The organism is Burkholderia sp. Bp9031 (assembly GCF_003857965.1).
Classification (GTDB): domain Bacteria; phylum Pseudomonadota; class Gammaproteobacteria; order Burkholderiales; family Burkholderiaceae; genus Burkholderia; species Burkholderia ambifaria_A.
Genome location: NZ_QTPW01000018.1, coordinates 22,398 through 39,159 on the forward strand (window position 1 = coordinate 22,398; position 16,762 = coordinate 39,159).

12 protein-coding genes are annotated in these 16,762 nt (G+C 67.9%); 8 read left to right on the forward strand and 4 right to left on the reverse strand.

The window, feature by feature from the left end; all coding sequences use genetic code 11:
• Positions 1–80 precede the first annotated feature (80 nt).
• Positions 81–1,469, reverse strand: a complete 1,389-nt coding sequence (locus tag DIE15_RS22280; RefSeq protein ID WP_057928863.1) for an MFS transporter — start codon at positions 1,467–1,469, stop codon at positions 81–83.
• A 330-nt stretch (positions 1,470–1,799) separates the two neighbouring features.
• On the opposite strand from DIE15_RS22280, the gene treA reads away from it, so the two are divergent.
• On the forward strand, positions 1,800–3,512 hold the full coding sequence (gene treA, locus DIE15_RS22285; RefSeq protein WP_057928862.1) for an alpha,alpha-trehalase TreA: 1,713 nt from the start codon (positions 1,800–1,802) through the stop codon (positions 3,510–3,512).
• A gap of 93 nt (positions 3,513–3,605) precedes the next feature.
• Here treA and DIE15_RS22290 read toward each other — a convergent pair whose 3' ends face one another.
• Positions 3,606–5,096: a carbohydrate porin gene (locus DIE15_RS22290; RefSeq protein ID WP_124834356.1), complete on the reverse strand. Its 1,491-nt coding sequence runs from the start codon at positions 5,094–5,096 to the stop codon at positions 3,606–3,608.
• A 114-nt stretch (positions 5,097–5,210) separates the two neighbouring features.
• A complete protein-coding gene (locus DIE15_RS22295) occupies positions 5,211–5,480 on the reverse strand; it encodes a hypothetical protein (RefSeq protein ID WP_057928860.1) in 270 nt (89 codons plus the stop codon).
• A 1,066-nt stretch (positions 5,481–6,546) separates the two neighbouring features.
• Here DIE15_RS22295 and DIE15_RS37095 point away from each other — a divergent pair.
• Both DIE15_RS37095 and DIE15_RS22300 read left to right on the forward strand, forming a co-directional pair.
• On the forward strand, positions 6,547–6,684 hold the full coding sequence (locus DIE15_RS37095; RefSeq protein ID WP_185734531.1) for a hypothetical protein: 138 nt from the start codon (positions 6,547–6,549) through the stop codon (positions 6,682–6,684).
• 108 nt (positions 6,685–6,792) lie between these two features.
• A complete protein-coding gene (locus DIE15_RS22300; protein ID WP_124834357.1) occupies positions 6,793–8,439 on the forward strand; it encodes an NRAMP family divalent metal transporter in 1,647 nt (548 codons plus the stop codon).
• An 83-nt stretch (positions 8,440–8,522) separates the two neighbouring features.
• Here DIE15_RS22300 and DIE15_RS22305 read toward each other — a convergent pair whose 3' ends face one another.
• Positions 8,523–9,428, reverse strand: a complete 906-nt coding sequence (locus DIE15_RS22305; protein ID WP_057928891.1) for a LuxR family transcriptional regulator — start codon at positions 9,426–9,428, stop codon at positions 8,523–8,525.
• A gap of 278 nt (positions 9,429–9,706) precedes the next feature.
• Here DIE15_RS22305 and DIE15_RS22310 point away from each other — a divergent pair, with 278 nt between their 5' ends.
• The 5 genes from DIE15_RS22310 (at position 9,707) to sctD (ending at position 16,636) form a co-directional block, all read left to right on the forward strand.
• Entirely contained in the window at positions 9,707–10,540 is an 834-nt protein-coding gene (locus DIE15_RS22310) for an autoinducer binding domain-containing protein (protein ID WP_124834358.1), read from the forward strand.
• A 238-nt stretch (positions 10,541–10,778) separates the two neighbouring features.
• Entirely contained in the window at positions 10,779–12,992 is a 2,214-nt protein-coding gene (gene sctV / locus DIE15_RS22320) for a type III secretion system export apparatus subunit SctV (RefSeq protein WP_057928890.1), read from the forward strand.
• The gene (sctS, locus tag DIE15_RS22325) at positions 12,989–13,267 is read left to right on the forward strand and encodes a type III secretion system export apparatus subunit SctS (RefSeq protein WP_006751731.1); all 279 of its coding nucleotides are present in this window, start codon (positions 12,989–12,991) and stop codon (positions 13,265–13,267) included. Before sctV ends, sctS begins: the two co-directional genes overlap by 4 nt.
• Entirely contained in the window at positions 13,267–15,306 is a 2,040-nt protein-coding gene (gene sctC, locus DIE15_RS22330; RefSeq protein ID WP_124834359.1) for a type III secretion system outer membrane ring subunit SctC, read from the forward strand. The genes sctS and sctC overlap by 1 nt, the downstream gene beginning before the upstream one ends.
• Positions 15,287–16,636: a type III secretion system inner membrane ring subunit SctD gene (gene sctD / locus DIE15_RS22335; protein ID WP_124834360.1), complete on the forward strand. Its 1,350-nt coding sequence runs from the start codon at positions 15,287–15,289 to the stop codon at positions 16,634–16,636. The genes sctC and sctD overlap by 20 nt, the downstream gene beginning before the upstream one ends.
• Positions 16,637–16,762 lie beyond the last annotated feature (126 nt).

Consider the following 16,762-nt stretch of genomic DNA (forward strand, 5'->3'; position numbering starts at 1 on the left):
CGGCCCCGTGTGGATGTCCGCTGATTTTTTTGTTTTCCGGTGTTTTCAGCCGCCTGTTTTTTCCCGCCCGCCTTGCTCGTTCATTGCCGCTTGCCGCGCGCGACTTCGTCGCCGGCGCCGAGCGGCAGCCGCCGCGTGATCGGAATCGACGCGAACGAACACAGCCCGACCACGACGAACGCGGGCCAGAAATCCGACCACACCATCGTTTGATGGCCCTGCAGCCAGTGCGACACGTGCAGCACGAGGCCGGCGACCGTCACGCCGAGCCCGAGCGACATCTGTTGCACGACGCTGCCGAGGCTCGTCGCGCGGCCCGCGTCGGCCTGCGAGATATCCGCGTAGATCATCGAATTCAGGCTCGTGAACTGCAGCGCGGGGAAGATGCCGCCGACCAGCACGATCGTCCAGATCGCCCAGGTCGGCATGCCCGGATGGAACAGGCCGTAAGCGGCGATCGCGAGCCCCGCGAACGCGGCGTTGTAGATCAGCACCGTGCGAAAGCCGAAGCGGCGCAGCGTATGGGTGGCCGTCGAGCGGCTCATCGCGCCGCCGAGCGCGGACGCGCAGGTGATCAGCCCGGAGTGGAACGCGCTCATCCCGAGGCCTTCCTGCAGTGCCAGCGGCAACAGGAACGGCACCGCGCCGAGGCCAATGCGGAACAGCGAGCCGCCGACCACGCTCGCGTGGTAGGTCGGGATCTTCAGGAAACTGAGGTCGAGCACCGGCCGCTCCTTGCGGCGCGCGTACGGCACGTAGAGTGCGAGCATCACCGCGCCGGCCGCACACATCGCGAGCGCATTCGTGCGCGACGTGAGCGAGCCGTCGATCAGCGTGAGGCCCATCAGCAGCAGCGCGGCGCCGCTCGCCGACAGCAGGAAGCCGAACCAGTCGAGCGGGCCGGGATCGGGCTCGTGCGTGTTCGCGATGTGCTTGCTCGCGAGGTAGATCCCGTAGATGCCGATCGGCACGTTGATGAAGAAGATCATCCGCCAGTGCAGGTAGGTCGTGATGAAGCCGCCGACGAGCGGCCCGACCGTGGGCCCGAACAGCGCGGGAATCGCGAGGTAGTTCATCGCGCGCACGAGATCGGAGCGTGGCACCGCGCGGAAGATGATGATCCGGCCGACCGGCACCATCATCGCGCCGCCGACGCCCTGCACGAAGCGCGCGAACGTGAGCACGCCGAGGGAATTCGAGGCCGCGCACATCAGCGAGCCGGCGACGAAGATGCCGATCGCGGTGCGGAATACGGAGCGTGCGCTGAAGCGGTCGGCGAGCCATCCGCAGATCGGGATGAATACGCCGAGGCCGACCACGTAGGCCGTGATCGCAATGTTCAGTGTGACGGGATTGTGCCCGAAGTCCCTCGCCATCGCGGGCAGTGCGGTGACGATGATGTTGGCGTCGACGCTTTCCATGAACAACGCACAGGCAACGATGAGCGGTGCTAGAAAGACGGGCGACATGGGCAGGGCGCGCGGTAAAGGCGCCATTATGCCCACAATGTGGTCGTCGCGTCACGTGAGACAACGCTTGTTCCGCATGTTGCAACAGTCGTTCCTGTTGCCGCGCCGGCAAAAAGAGACGACTGCCATGCCGTCGCAATGCATGACGTCACATATGACGCAGCCGGGCAGGCACGGAACCGAAACTTGCGTGCGATGCGCGTTTCATGCGACAGTCGGAACTCATCTGCGGAATACAACGACGCGCATCGATCGACGGCCATCGAGACGAGCGCACGCGCGAACGAGACCCCTGCCGATCCACTTACCATCGAAAGGAGGGGACACGTCATGACGTCACGTCGTGCCGCATCGACCGCATCGCATCCTGCCTCGCATCCGTCCGTGTCCGTAGTCGCACCGCGCCTGCGCTGGGCCGCCGTCATGGCCATCGCATACCTGGCCGTCGCCGGCTGCGCCGCGCAAGCCGACAGCGCGAATCATGCGGCCGCGCAGGCGGCCGTGCCGGCGTCGGCGGCGCTCGCGAACCCGGCCTCCGGCAGCACGCTGCTGCCGCCGCCGAGCCAGCTCTACGGCGACCTGTTCGTCGCGGTGCAAACGGCGCAGCTCTATCCCGACCAGAAGACCTTCGTCGATGCGACGCCCGATACCGATCCGGCGACGATCGTGCAGTTGTATCAGCAACAGAAGTCGCAGCCGGGCTTCTCGCTGAAGACGTTCGTCGACCAGCACTTCACGCCGCCGCCGCAAGGCGGGGTCACGCCGCCCGCGAACCAGACGCTGCGCGAGCACATCGACTGGCTGTGGCCGCAGCTCACGCGTACCAGCACGACGGTGCCGCCATACAGCTCGCTGATCCCGATGCCGAAGCCGTACGTGGTGCCGGGCGGCCGGTTCCGCGAAGGCTACTACTGGGATACCTATTTCACGATGCTCGGGCTGCAGGTGTCGGGGCGCGAGGATCTCGTCGACGACATGCTCGACAACTTCGCCTATCTGATCGACACGATCGGCCACATCCCGAACGGCAACCGCACGTACTACGCGAGCCGCTCGCAGCCGCCGTTCTTCGCATACATGGTTACGCTCGCCGCGCAGGCCGAAGGCGACAAGGTCTACCAGAAATACCTGCCGGCGCTGCGCAAGGAGCATGCGTACTGGATGCAGGGCGAAACCACGACGCCGCGCGGGCAAGCCGCGCGCCACGTGGTCGCGATGCCGGACGGCGCGGTGCTGAACCGTTACTGGGATGCGAGCGATACGCCGCGCGACGAGTCGTACCTCGAGGACGTGACGACCGCGAAGGCCGTGCCGAATCGCCCCGCGAACGATGTGTACCGCGACCTGCGCGCGGGCGCCGAAAGCGGCTGGGACTACAGCTCGCGCTGGTTCGGCGACGGCAAGACGCTCGCGACGATCCGCACGACGTCGATCGTGCCGGTCGACCTGAACAGCCTGATGTTCCATCTCGAGAGGACGATCGTGAAGGGCTGCACGGTCACGCACGACATTGCATGCGTCGCGGACTTTTCCGGACGGGCGGCACGCCGCGCGGCCGCGATCAACCACTATCTGTGGAACCGTCGCGGCTATTACGGCGACTACGACTGGCAGTTGCGCAAGCCGCGCGACAGCGTGACGGCCGCGGCGCTGTATCCGCTGTTCACCGGTGTCGCATGGCCCGAGCGCGCGAAGGCGACCGCGCGCGAGGTGCGCAAGACGCTGCTGCAGCCGGGCGGCCTCGCGACGACGACCGAGAACACGGGCCAGCAGTGGGACGCGCCGAACGGCTGGGCGCCGCTGCAGTGGATCGCGCTCGACGGGCTGCGCCGTTACGGCGAACCGGCGCTCGCGAAGGACATCGGCACGCGCTTCCTGACCGACGTGAAGCATGTGTATGCGACCGAAGGCAAGCTCGTCGAGAAGTACGTGGTCGAGGGGGCCGGCGAGGGCGGCGGCGGTGGCGGCGAATATCCGCTGCAGGACGGCTTCGGCTGGACCAACGGCGTCACGCTGAAACTGCTCGGGCTGTACGGCGAGTGACGGGCCGCGTGCGCCGCACGCGGGCACGTGAATGCGCAACGGGCCGGATCGCCGCGCAAGCGGGAGTCCGGCCCGCGTCGCATGCGCGGTGCGTCAGAACGTGATCGTCGTGCGCACGCCGACCACCGTTTCGTCGCCGATGCGCGCGCCGGCCGCATTCGGGTTCGGGATGCCGCCGCCCGGCCGGAAGAAGTGCTGCAGGTCGGCCTGCAACTGCCACCACGGCGTGACCTGGTACTGGTAGGTCGCCTCGATCACCGTTTCCGCGCGGCGCACCGGATAGCCGGGCGTCGTGTATGCGCCGGTGTCGCCGTCGAGCGCACGCGCATGCGAGCCGATCTTCGCGTAGCCGACCGCGAGGCCGGCCGTATCGTCGTCGCGTCCGACGAACGGCGCCTTCAGCGTGACACCGGCATTCGCCGCGAAATCGACGACGTTGCGATCGCCCGGCGCGCCCATCACGCGTGCGAACACGCCGACCGAGCGCGGGCTGTCGGCCGACGGCCGCCATACCATCTGATCCGCGACTGCATAGAAACCGTAGTTGCCGCGATGCGTGGCGGGCATCCCGTTGCTCGCAGGATTCGCGAGCGACAACCCGTCGGTGCCGACGCGCGGATCGTTCGCATGCTGCGACTGATACCAGAAGCCGAGCCTGTACGTGCCCGGCAGGCCGGCGGGTTGCGGCGCTTTCGGATCGGCGGGCGGCGCGTTCAGCGCGTACTGGAGTTCGCCGATCACGAACGCGCCGCTGCGCAGGTTGAGGTTGGTGCCGTGCGCGTTCAGCGCCTGCGCGTCGCCGTCGCTGCGGCCGGCCGGGTTGCCGTCGAACACGCCGACCAGCGCGGTCCACGCATCGGCCGGCTTCACGCGCAGCCGCACGCCGAGCGACGACAGCGGATACGCAGGGCCGCCGGCCGGCAGGTCGGTTGCCGGCAGCACGGGCCAGCCGAACGTCGCGTTCATGAACGTCGTCGCGTACTGGCTCACCATGAATTCCTGGTCGACGCTCTGCTGGCCGACCTTCACGTCGGCCTTGCCGTCGAGAAAGGCCTGCTGGTACCAGAGCTCCCACAGCCGCGTGGTCGAATTCGCCTCGATGCCGGTCGCGGTCTGCAGCGTCTGCAGATAGCGCTGCGTGAGGTTGGTGCCGTGGATCTGCAGCCCCGACACGTTGAACGTGCCGCCCGGCAGCCCGATCGCCTTCTCCGTATCGACGTTGAAGCCGAATTGCGTGAGGCCCTGGTACGCGCCACCGCGCTTCGTGCCGCCCGCCGCGTTGTACAGGTATTCGCCGGTTTCCTGCAGGCTCAGCGTGACGCCGTGGTCGCCGAGCACGTCGCGCAGGCCGCCCATGTTGCCGAGCAGGTTCGAGCGCGCCCAAAAGCCGGTGGGGGCGGGCGCGGCAGCATCGGCGGCCGGTGCGGGGGCGGCGGCGGTGTCGCCGGCACCGGCCGTCGGTTCGGCGGCAGTGGCCGGCGACGACGATTGCGCGAATGCGGGTGCGGCGGCGAGCGACAGCAGAAGCGTCGCGAGCGCATCGAGACGTGGTTTGCGCGGCGTGGGTTCGAAGCGATGTTTCATGCGGGCTCCGTTGTTTGATTGTGTGGTTGTCTGGCTGGCGAAATAAGGGACGGCGTGAGGCGGTGGCATAGGCACGGGCGGCGCGGAGGATACCCGGCCGCTTGGCGCCGACGTTTACGGCAACCAGCCGCCGATACGCCATACCTGCGTGAAGCCGAGGCGCGACGCGGCCGTGCAGAGCAGCGCGACGAGCGCGACGGCGGCCGCCATCGCCCCGACCAGCGCGCAGTCGAGCGGGCGCGGTGCCGCCGGCGTGTGCGCGAGCGCGCTGCCGCGCCAGTTGCTGAAGGTTCGGGCGAGCGGCGACAGGGCCGAAACGACCGAGCGGTCGCATGCGACGTGTACGAGTTGCTTGAGTCTGACCGCGAACGATTGAAAGAACATGACGTACCTCCGTCCGGTCCCGCGAATGCGGGACGACGTGATCGAGCGCGGGCGCATGGCGCGGCCTGCGATCGGCGGTTGGAACGTAACGGAGCGTGCGACGGACGAACCGGCGATGCCGGCCCGGGAGGAAGCGCGCTAACCCGACGAATGCGAGCTAGCGGCAATGACATGCTGGCTGCTATCTCGCGATGGCTTGGCCGGCCTGGACCGGCATCGAACTGCAACTGGAGCATGTGTCCACGGAGGGACTCCCTTGATGAATCGGGGCGGATTGTAGTCGCGAGTTTTGCTGCGGTGCAAGCAAAAAACGTCGTTCTTGCGCATATCGCGACGGCGTTGCAGCGGCAGCGGGGGGGCGGCCGACGCGCAATACAGCCTTCCGGCGCCGGCTCGCGGCGACTGTTGCTCACACGCATCGGTGCTCCCCATCCGCTCGCGCGTTGAAAGGTTGCGGCGCGTCATTCCGGGCGCAAATCTTTCAGCGCGTGCGTGCCCGAAAAAATATTCCCCGGAAGGCGTTCCAAAGGGTTGACTTCCGTTTCGGCCGGTCCATAGAATCCGCCATCTTCACTCTTGGGGCCGCCGCCTTGGACGCCTGCAGTAGTCGATCTTCGAACGAAGTTTCCGCCTGAGCGACCGACGTCCGCGCCTCATCGAAGCCGCCGTTTGTCCCCCCAGGCAAACGGTGCGCGCAGCAGCAATTTCGCAGCAACTCCCTACGTGCACCCTGATTCGCGCCGGTTAGCGTGATGCGTTTGCGCATGCGCCGTCCGGTTTCGCCGCCGCCCGGTGCGCGGCCGCGTTCGCGCATGCGTGTCGCATGCACCCGAACAGCGGTCCGTGCGCCGGACGGCGGCCAATCGTGTTCTCCGGAACACCGCACAGGAGCCGCCATGAACGACAGTGACAGTTGTCCCTTATGCCCGTTGCACCAACAGACCCTTTTGAACCCGGGTCGCAGGGACACGCCGGCCGACTAGCCTGACACGCCGTTCAGGCCCCGGACTGGCCCCGCGCCCACCACGCGGCCGGCACGCATGCCGTCGCCGCCAGGAGCCAGACCATGAACTTCGGCCTTCTGCTGTCGAATCTCCCGCAGGTCGCGCACTCGCGTCCGCACTACGACGCGATGCTGATGCTCGACGCGCGTCCGCGCGTGTTCTCCCGTTGGGTCGCCCGGTTGAAATCGCTGCTCGACTGAACCGACACGCCGAGCGCGTCTCGGCATGCGCATGCGGGCCCGTTCCGCGCGCGTATGCCAAGGCCACACGCTTGGCCGGATAAAAAAACCAGCCGTACGGAATTCATCATGTCCACGCCATCCAACGTCTCTCCACCGATCGCCGTCGAACGCAGCGCCGTGCTCGACGAAGCCCACCTGGGCGACATCCGCGGTGCCCTCGGCACGATCTCGCATCACGACACCGCCGCACGCGGCACATGGTGGGCACGCCTGCGCACGCTGCTCGCGATCGTCGGCCCCGGCCTGATCGTGATGGTCGGCGACAACGATGCCGGCGCATTCGGCACCTACACGCAGGCCGGCCAGAACTACGGCACGACGCTGCTGTGGACGCTGCTGCTGCTCGTGCCGGTGCTGTACGTGAACCAGGAAATGGTGCTGCGCCTCGGCGCGGTCACCGGCGTCGGCCATGCGCGCCTGATCTTCGAGCGCTTCGGCAAGTTCTGGGGTGCGTTCAGCGTGATCGACCTGTTCCTGCTCAATGCGCTGACGATCGTCACCGAGTTCATCGGCATCACGTTCGTGCTGGCTTTCTTCGGGCTCCCGAAGGTTGCCGGCGTGTGCGTGGCCGCCGCGCTGACGATGGCCGCGGTGAGTACCGGCGACTTCAGGCGCTTCGAGCGGTTCGCGATCGGGCTGTGTGTGCTGAGCCTGCTGCTGGTGCCGGTGCTCGTGTCGATCCACCCGCCGGTGTCGCAGATGTCGCGCGACTTCTTCGTGCCGAACTGGCCCGCGCATGCGAAGCTGTCCGACGTGATGCTGCTCGTGATCGGCATCGTCGGCACGACGGTCGCGCCGTGGCAGCTGTTCTTCCAGCAGAGCTACGTGATCGACAAGCGCATCACGCCGCGCTTCATGAAGTACGAGAAGGTCGATCTGTGGATCGGCATCGCGTTCGTGCTGATCGGCGCGGTCGCGATGATCGGCTTCAGCGCCGCACTGTTCGGCGGCCATTCGGAAGCAGGCAACTTCACCGACGCGGGCGGCGTGATCGCGGGCCTCGAGAAGTATGCGGGCCGCACGAGCGCGACGTTGTTCGCGGTCGCGCTGCTCGATGCGTGCATCATCGGCGCGGCGGCGGTGTCGCTGTCGACCGCGTACGCGATCGGCGATGTGTTCAAGATCCGCCATTCGCTGCATCGCGGCGTGTCGGATGCGAAGGGTTTCTATCTCGTCTACTTCGGGATCGTCGCGGCCGCTGCCGCGCTCGTGCTGATTCCGGGCAGCCCGCTCGGCCTGCTGACCGAAGCCGTGCAGACGCTCGCGGGCGTGCTGCTGCCGAGCGCGACGGTGTTCCTGCTCGTGCTCTGCAATGACCGCCAGGTGCTCGGCCCGTGGGTCAATTCGACGAAGCTCAACGTGTTCACGGGCGCGGTGGTCTGGGTGCTCGTGCTGCTGTCGATCATCCTGACCGCATCGGTGATGTATCCGGACATCAGCGGCGAAGCGATCGTCGACGTGCTGGTCGGCGGCACGGTGCTCGCGATCGTGGGCTATCTCGCGACGGTGCTGATCCGCCGCAACAAGCGTGTCGTCGAGCCGGGCATCGACCGCACGCTGCGCGACACGTGGCGCATGCCGCCGCTCGACACGCTCGAGCCGCAGAACATGACGGTGGCCACGCGCGTCTGGATGGCCGTGCTGCGCGGCTATCTGGTGGTCGCGGTCGGTCTCGTGATCGTCAAGGTCGTGCAGATGACGCTGCTGAAGTAACGGCGTACGGCGTCATCCGTCGAAGTGCGCACATGCCGGCCCGCGAGGCCGGCATGTGCGTTTACGCGGGCAAATGGCATGCGTCAGATCAGCTCGAGCTTCGACGTCAGGTACGTGAGCTGGATCCGGTTCGCGACGCCGAAGCGCTTGCGCAGCTTGCGCAGGTGATAGTCGACGTTGTGCGCGCTGGTGTCGAGGCGCCGGCCGATCTCCTTGTCGGATGCGCCTTCCGCGATGCCGAGCAGCAGTTCCTGCTCGAACGGCGTGAGCCCGTTGACCGCGCGTTCGCGCGATGTCGCGATCAGTTGCGGCGACGCGAACTTGTGTACCGACAGCCCGATCGACAGCGCCTGCTCGATCGTCGCCGGCGTGATCCACTCGCGCGTGCGGCGCGGTGCGGTGAAGCTCATGAATGCGTGCAGCCGCGTGCCGGGCACGGCCATCGAATACATGATGCCGCTGCACATCCCGTCGTCCTGCATCGTCTGCAGGAAGCCGTCGAGCGCGGCCGGCGTCACGCACGGGCCGTCGTCGCGCTCGCGATGTTCGCGGCGCAGCTGCTGCAGGTCCCACACGATCGGCATGTTGCACACGCGCGCGTCGAGCGTGCGCGGATCGATGTCGTGATGGTTGTGCCGCACGTAGTCGCCGCGATAGGTGGTCGGCGTGAACGCCTCGTGCAGGTAGAGACTCTCGACGCGCTCCCGCGAGAATTCGAGCGCGAAGTACGCGAACGTCGAGAAGCCCGTCAGGTGCAGCAGGCTTGCGACGATCCGGTTGCGCTCCGCGGTGCTCTGCGCGTGCGCGAGCGTATCGGCGACGCCGAGCTTCGGCGCATTCGGTTGCGCGATGTCGCCGCGCTTGACGTCATCGCACCAGACGACCTGCACCGGGCGCTCTCTCGACGCGTCGGTGCAGGCGACCGTCCGCCGGGGCGGGCGGGACATGGTTGGGGCGACCGCTTCTTCATGCAATGCAATATCGGACATGAGCCATCCCTCGGAATCGACGCGCATCGCGTGGCGGCAGCCGTGTCGTGCACGGCACCGCGACGATGCGATCGAGCATCTTTATGATATGCGCCGATCGTCATCCAGACGAAACGCGGGGGCATTGTACAAAAATGCCTGTGTGCGCGTAATATGCCGTAATACTAATGCGGGCGAAAGGTTCATATTCGCCACGCTATAGAGACGACCAGAAAATCATAAAGAAAAGACCAAAGCGTGACGGGGCAAGTTCACATATTGGGAAGGGTGGGCTCCTCATGACCTATGCTGACGACGCGCCACGCGTCGAGTGGTTCTCGCAAGCGGATATTGCGGCGGCTGCCGCTTATTCGAAAGAAATTCATACATTCGATCGCGACGTTTTTACCGGCATTCAAGTTGTGCCAGGTAAATCCGACCTGAATCCCGTCGATTTTGCGCAATGCCATGCGCGACTGCGGCAAATCGGTTTCAGCACGCTCGGTTACGGCGCGTACGAGATGATCGGACGGCGCATCCTGTGTGCGCATTTGCTGCGCGATCTCGCGCCCGCGACGTTCATGCAGCCATATATCGAGGGCATGCTCTACGAGAGCGACCCGCGTTTCGCGCAGGTGCGGCAGAGCGGCTTTCCGGTCGCATGGCGGCTCGACGAGATCGAGTCGGCCGCGCAGGGCAACGGCGATCGCAAGGTGCTCGCGCTGGCCGGCCATTTGCGTGCGCATGCAATGAACAGCGGCGTGATCTTCAGCCTGTCGGCGCCGCGGCTCGACCTGCGCGTCGCGGTGAACGTCACGTCGGAGGCACACGGCACCGAGTGGATCGACGATCGCGTGATCGGCGGCGCGCTGTCGGTGAGTCTCGCCGTGCATCGCGTCGCGCTGCCGTTTCTCGAGGCGCGCATCGCGCGCATGCGCGGCTTCGCGCTCGGCGACGAGCAGCAGCAGGTGCTCGAGCGCCTCGTGCACGGACTGTCCGACCAGGAGATCGCGAGCGCGCTGCGCACGTCGCTGCACAAGGTCGGGCACCATATCCGTTCGCTCGAAAAACTCTTCAACGTCCAGAACCGCGCGCAGCTCGCGTATCTCGCCGCACGCCGTCTGGAGTCCTGACCCGTTGCGCCCGCGCGGCGCCCGCCGCGCGATGGAAGCGGTTCCGGCGATGCGCGCGCGCAGGCGCCGCCGGGTTTCGTAGTCCGATCCGATCGTCGCGGGAAAACCGCCGCGCCGCTACGAGGCGCGTCCCTTTTTAGGCGGTTTCGCGTCGCTACACTCGTCCCATTCAACGGTCCGCGCGACACGGGGCATGACGGCCCGCGCCCGCCGGCGACAACGACAGGACGACGGCACGATGGCAGAACCGAAGGCGCTCCCTCGCGACTGGCAGCGGATCTTTTCCGCCGGCCGCAGCGTGTCCGGGCGGCGTCTCGGGGCATCGCCGCGCGCCGATCTGTTTCTCGCCGCGTTCATCGTGTCGGTGGTCGCGCTGTTCATCCTGCCGCTGCCGCAGGTCGCGCTCGACGGGATGATCTCGCTGAACCTCGCGGCGAGCGTCGTGCTGCTGACGGTGTCCACCTACGTGCCGTCGGCGGTCAGCTTCTCGTCGTTTCCCGCGCTGCTGCTGTTCACCACGCTGTTCCGGCTCGCGCTGAACATCGCGTCGTGCAAGCTGATCCTGCTGCACGCGAACGCGGGTCACGTGATCGATGCGTTCGGGCGGCTCGTGGTCGGCAATAACGTCGTGGTGGGCGGCGTGGTGTTCCTCGTGATCGCCGTCGTGCAGTTCATCGTGATCGCGAAAGGCTCGGAGCGGGTCGCGGAAGTCGGCGCGCGCTTCTCGCTCGACGCGATGCCGGGCAAGCAGATGAGCATCGACGCGGACCTGCGCGCGGGCATCATCAGCGCCGACGAGGCGCGCGAGCGCCGCGAGAAGCTGGAGCAGGAATCGCAGATGCACGGCGCGATGGACGGCGCGATGAAGTTCGTGAAGGGCGACGCGATCGCGGGCCTCGTGATCGCGTTCATCAACATCGTCGCGGGGATCGCGGTCGGCACGCTGATGCACGGGATGGATATCGGCCAGGCGCTGCAGCGCTACGCGATCCTGACGGTCGGCGACGGGATGGCATCGCAGATTCCGTCGCTGCTGGTATCGATCGCGGCCGGCATCGTGACGACGCGCGTCGCGACGCGCGACGCGCGGCAGCGCCAGCTCGGCGAACAGCTGGGCGAGCAGCTCGGCGCGCATCCGCGTGCGCTGTTGATCGCGGCGCTGGTGCTGGCCGGCTTCCTCGTCGTGCCGGGCTTCCCGAAGTGGTCGTTCGCGCTGATCGCTGTCGGCCTCGGCGTGTTCGCGTTCACGCAGCTCAAGCGCAAGACGACCGCGCCGAGCTTCAACCTGATTCATATCGCCGGACGCGTCGGCGCGGCCGACGACGGCCAGCCCGCGAAGGTGTCGCATGCGGCGGGCGTCACGTCGCTGATCGCGGTGTCGCTGTCGGACGACCTGCGCACGACGCTGAACCTCGCGCAGCTGCAAGCCGCGCTGTCGAGCGCGAAGGCGCGCGTCGACGCGGATATCGGCACGGTGTTTCCGCGCATCACGCTGAATGACGACGAGGGCGCGCCGGCCGGCACGTACCGCATCTATCTGCAGGACGTGCTCGCCGCGCATGGCGCGTTGAAGCCGGGCTGGCTGCTGTGGGATGGCGTCGCGCCGCTGCCGGAGCGCGCGGAACGCCAGCCGGCCGAGGCGTTCGGCCCGTTCGCGACCGCGCTGTGGATCAAGCCCGACGGCGCGGCGCCGGACGGCAAGTGGCTGACGAGCGAAGGCGCGCTCGCCGCGCACGTCGAGCAGATCGTGCGCCAGCACGCGGACGAATTGCTCGGCATCCAGGAGACGCAGGCGCTCGTGCATCTGGTGCGCCGCGAGCACCCCGAACTCGTCGGCGAACTGACGCGGCTCGTGCCGCTGCAGCGCGTGACCGAGGTGCTGCGCCGGCTGCTCGCCGAGCAGGTGCCGATCCGCAACCTGCGCGTGATCTTCGAAAGCCTGATCACGTGGGCGCCGAACGAGCCGGACGACGTGATTGCACTGGTCGAGCTGGTGCGCGTCGACCTGCGCCGGATGATCACCGATCGGCATGCGGGCGCGGCGCGCCAGCTGCGCGTCGTGCTGTTCGAGCAGAACCTGCAGGAGCGGATCGAGAACGCGGTGATGCGCACCAAGCAGGGCAATTTCCTCGCGCTGTCGAGCGCGATCAAGCAGGATATCGGCGAGCAGGTGCGCGCGATCGTGCAGGCCGCAACGGCAACACAGACGGCCGGCCCGGGCGGCCACGGCAACCCGCAAGGCACCGCGCGCCTCGCGGTGATGGTCGCGCTCGGCGCGCGCCGCTACGTGAAGACGATCCTGCAGCCGGTGCTGCCCGAACTCGCGGTGCTGTCGTACCAGGAGGTCGAGGAGGACGTGCAGCTTCATACGGTCGGGTGGGTGAAGAACCCGCCGGACGACGGCACGCTCGGTGCGGGCGCCGGCGTGCGCACGCCGGGAGTCGTGCAATGACGAGCTCGACGATCCTCGACCTGACCCGGCAGGCGCTGATGCTGGTGCTGCTGCTGTCGCTGCCGATCGTGCTGATCGCCACCGTCACCGGCCTGGTCGTCGCGATCCTGCAGGCGGTGACGCAGGTGCAGGACGCCAACATCGGCATCGCGGTGCGGCTGATCGCCGTGATGGTCGCGCTCGTGCTGCTGTCCGGCTGGCTCGGCAGCGAGGTGCTGCGCTTCGCGCAGCAGGCGCTGGAACGCATGTTCGTTTCTTCCACAGGAGTGCTTTGATGCGTCGACGCGTCGCCCCGATCCGGTTTCAACCGCGCCGTCTGCAACGGGCCGCGCTCGCCATGTGCGCGACCGCGCTGCTCACGGCATCGCTGTGCATGACGGTCGCGCAGCCGGCGCGTGCGGCCGACCTGCGCTGGCGCAACAAGCCGTTCACGATCGTCGCGAACGGCAAGAAGATCGGCGACTTCATTCGCGAGCTCGCGTCGTCGCAGGGCGTGACGGCCGTGGTCGACCCGAAGGTGGACGGCGTGATCAGCGGCCGCTTCTCGGGCACGCCGCAGCAGACGCTCGATACGATCTGCTCGACCTACGGGCTCACGTGGTACTACGACGGTTCGTTCCTGTACGTCGATCCGGCCGATCAGTCGCAGACGCAGATGATCCCGATCCCGCCGAACGCGGCCGGCGAGATCGGCCGCGCGCTGCAGGCGATGCAGATTCCCGACAAGCGCTACACGCTCGTGATCAACGACCGCGCGAACAGCGTGTACGTGGCCGGCCCGCGCCGCTACGTGGAACTTGTGCGGCAGGCGGTCGGCTCGGTCGGCGATCCGTCGGCGAACGGCGCGCATGCGGACATCCGCGCGTTCCGGCTCAAGTACGGCTGGGCGTCCGACTTCACGATCAATCGCTCGGGCAAAGAGGTGACGGTGCCGGGCGTCGCGACGATCCTGCGCCGGCTGTTCGGCAAGGGCGGCGGCACGAATGCGCCGCCGTCGAGCACGCCGCTCGGGCAGGCCGCGCGCCAGGTCAAGCTCGGCTCGGGGCTGACGATCGCGGTGCCGCGGCTCGACTTCCCTGATATGTCCGGCGGCCCGCGGCAGGGCGGCTATGGCGGCACGGACAGCGCTGCCGGCGGCTTCTCGCCGTTCTCGGCCGGAGGTGGTGGCGACACGCTGCCGCAGATCGTCGCCGATCCGGCGATCAACGCGGTGATCGTGCGCGACCTGCCGGAGAACATGTACCGCTACCAGTCGCTGATCGACCAGCTCGACGAGCGTCCGCGCATCGTCGAGATCAACGTGACGATCATCGACATCAACGAGGATTCGCTCGACAGCCTCGGGATCGACTGGCGCCTGCACACGACGCACGGCGACGTGCAGATCGGCAACGGCCAGAACCCGCTGAACGGCAACACGCAGTACAACGGCGCCGGCAATCCGCCGCTCACGTTCGGCATCGGCGCGTCGGAGGCGGGGCAGACCGGCACCTTCATGCCGACCGGCATCGCGCTGACCGCGTCGATCGGCGGCTCGCTGCGCAACTACCTGCTCACGCGCGTGAATGCGCTCGCGCAGAAGGGGCAGGCGCAGCTGCGCTCGAAGCCGAAGGTGCTCGCGCTCGACAATACCGAGGCCATTCTCGAGAACCTCACGCAGTTCTACGTGCAGGTGCAGGGCTACCAGGATTCGTCGCTGTACAGCGTGACGACCGGCACCAGCATCAAGGTGACGCCGATGATCGTCGACGAGGCGATCCGCAACGCGGCCGCCGTCTCAGGCAATCCGCAGAGCGTGATGATGTCGATCGATATCCAGGACGGCAACATCGTGCCGGGGCAGGCGGTGTCGAACGTGCCGGTGATCCAGCAGCGCAACATCGTCACCAAGACGATGATCGACGAAGGCAAGAGCCTGCTGATCGCGGGCTTCAACGACGACGAGGTGCGGCTGAACAAGAGCGGCGTGCCGTGGCTGTCGGACATCCCGCTGATCGGCAACCTGTTCAAGTACACCGACAAGTCGGGCAACCACATGGAGCGGTTCTACCTGCTGACGCCGCGCGTGGTGACGACCGCGTCGATGTATGCGCCGGACGGCTCGCCCGTGAACCCGGGCGCGGACGGGCCGGCCGATCCGAACGGCACGTCGATGTATCGTCCGCCGGACAACGACATCGCGGTACCGCTGACGCCGACGCCGCTGCCCGGCACGAAGTTCGGTCCGCCCGCGCTGCCGCAGCCGTTGGATTCGGCGTCGCAGCCCGCGGCGACGACCGCAGGAGCGTCCACCCATGTCGACGACCATCATTGACCCGCACGGCGACGGCGCATTGCCTGGCGGCGCGGCGGCCGGGTCGGCCGCGCTCGCGTCGCCGTGGAACCTGTGCTTTCTCAGCGGGCCGATGTACGGCCGCACGATGTCGCTCGCGCGCGGCGCGAACTGGGTCGGCACCGCGGCCGATTGCGAAGTGATCCTGCCCGATCGCGAGATCGGTGCGAAACAGGTGTGCCTGCAGGTCGGCGCGCTCGCGGTGACGGTGCAGAACCACGGCGGCGACGGCGGCGCGCCGGTGCTGTTCAACGACGAGCCGCTCGGCGCGGGCCGCCGCTCGATGACGCCGCAGGATGTCGTGACGGTCGGCTCGATCAAGCTCGGCATCGCGCGTCACGCGCAGGCGAGCGTCGCGGTGCCCGACGAGGCCGATGCGCCGGACGCCACGCGCGAGGCCGCGTGGCTTGGCTGGCTCACGGGCGGGCTGCGCCGTCTCGGCAGCCGGCGGCTCGTGATCGCGGTCGTCGCGCTGTGGGTCGGCGTGCTGCTCGGCGCGCTCGGCTACGGTTTCGTCGCATGGTCGGGGCGCCTGCCGTGGCAGCACGAATCGGTGCTCGCGCGCACGCACCGGTTGCAGCAGCTGCTGCATGCGTATCCGGAACTTGCCGTCGCACCGCACGACGACGGCGTGATCGTGTCGGGCTATGTGAGCGACCCGGCCGCGCGCGAGCGCGTCGCGCAGATCGTCGCGGGCGTCGACAACGCGGCGCTCGGCAACCTCTACGTGGTCAGCGATCTCGTCGCGACCGCGCAGACGTATTTCAGCGACACGGCGCTGACGGTCACCTATCTCGGCCGCGGCCGGATCGAGCTGACGGGCGCGGCCGAGCGCGCGCAGATCGAGCCGCGCATCCGCAACTACATGAAGGATGCGCGCCCGGCGCTCGAGGTGGTCGACCACGTGCGCGATGCCGATGCCGCCGCGCCGCGCACGGCGACGACGCTTGGCGGTGTCGCGGGCATTCCGGAGATCACGACGGTGTTCGCGGGCGACGGCGACCAGCGCTACATCGAGACGGCCGACGGCAGCCGCTATTTCGAAGGTGCGCGGCTGAAGGAAGGGCCGACCGTCGTGTCGATCGGCCCGGACGAAGTTGTGTTCGAGCGCAACGGGCAGCGCATCACGATGCCGCTCGGCGGCCCGTCCGCGAGCGCGCCCGAGCAGGCGCCGGCGTCGCCCGTGCCGCCGCTCGCGAGTGGCGCGGCGGCCGGCGTCGCGCAGCCGGTGCCGGGGCCGACGCTGTTGCCGGATGCGCCGGCGACGCCGGCTGTTGCGGCCGCCGGCGCATCGAAGCCAGCGGCGCACTAGCGCCGCGACAGGACTTGCGCATCGCGTATCGCGCGGTGCGCGCATTACGCGACACGCCGCGAGCATGCGGCGCGTCACGTCGCCGGCGGGGCATGGGGCCGCCGCCGGAAGTGGGACGCAGTTCAC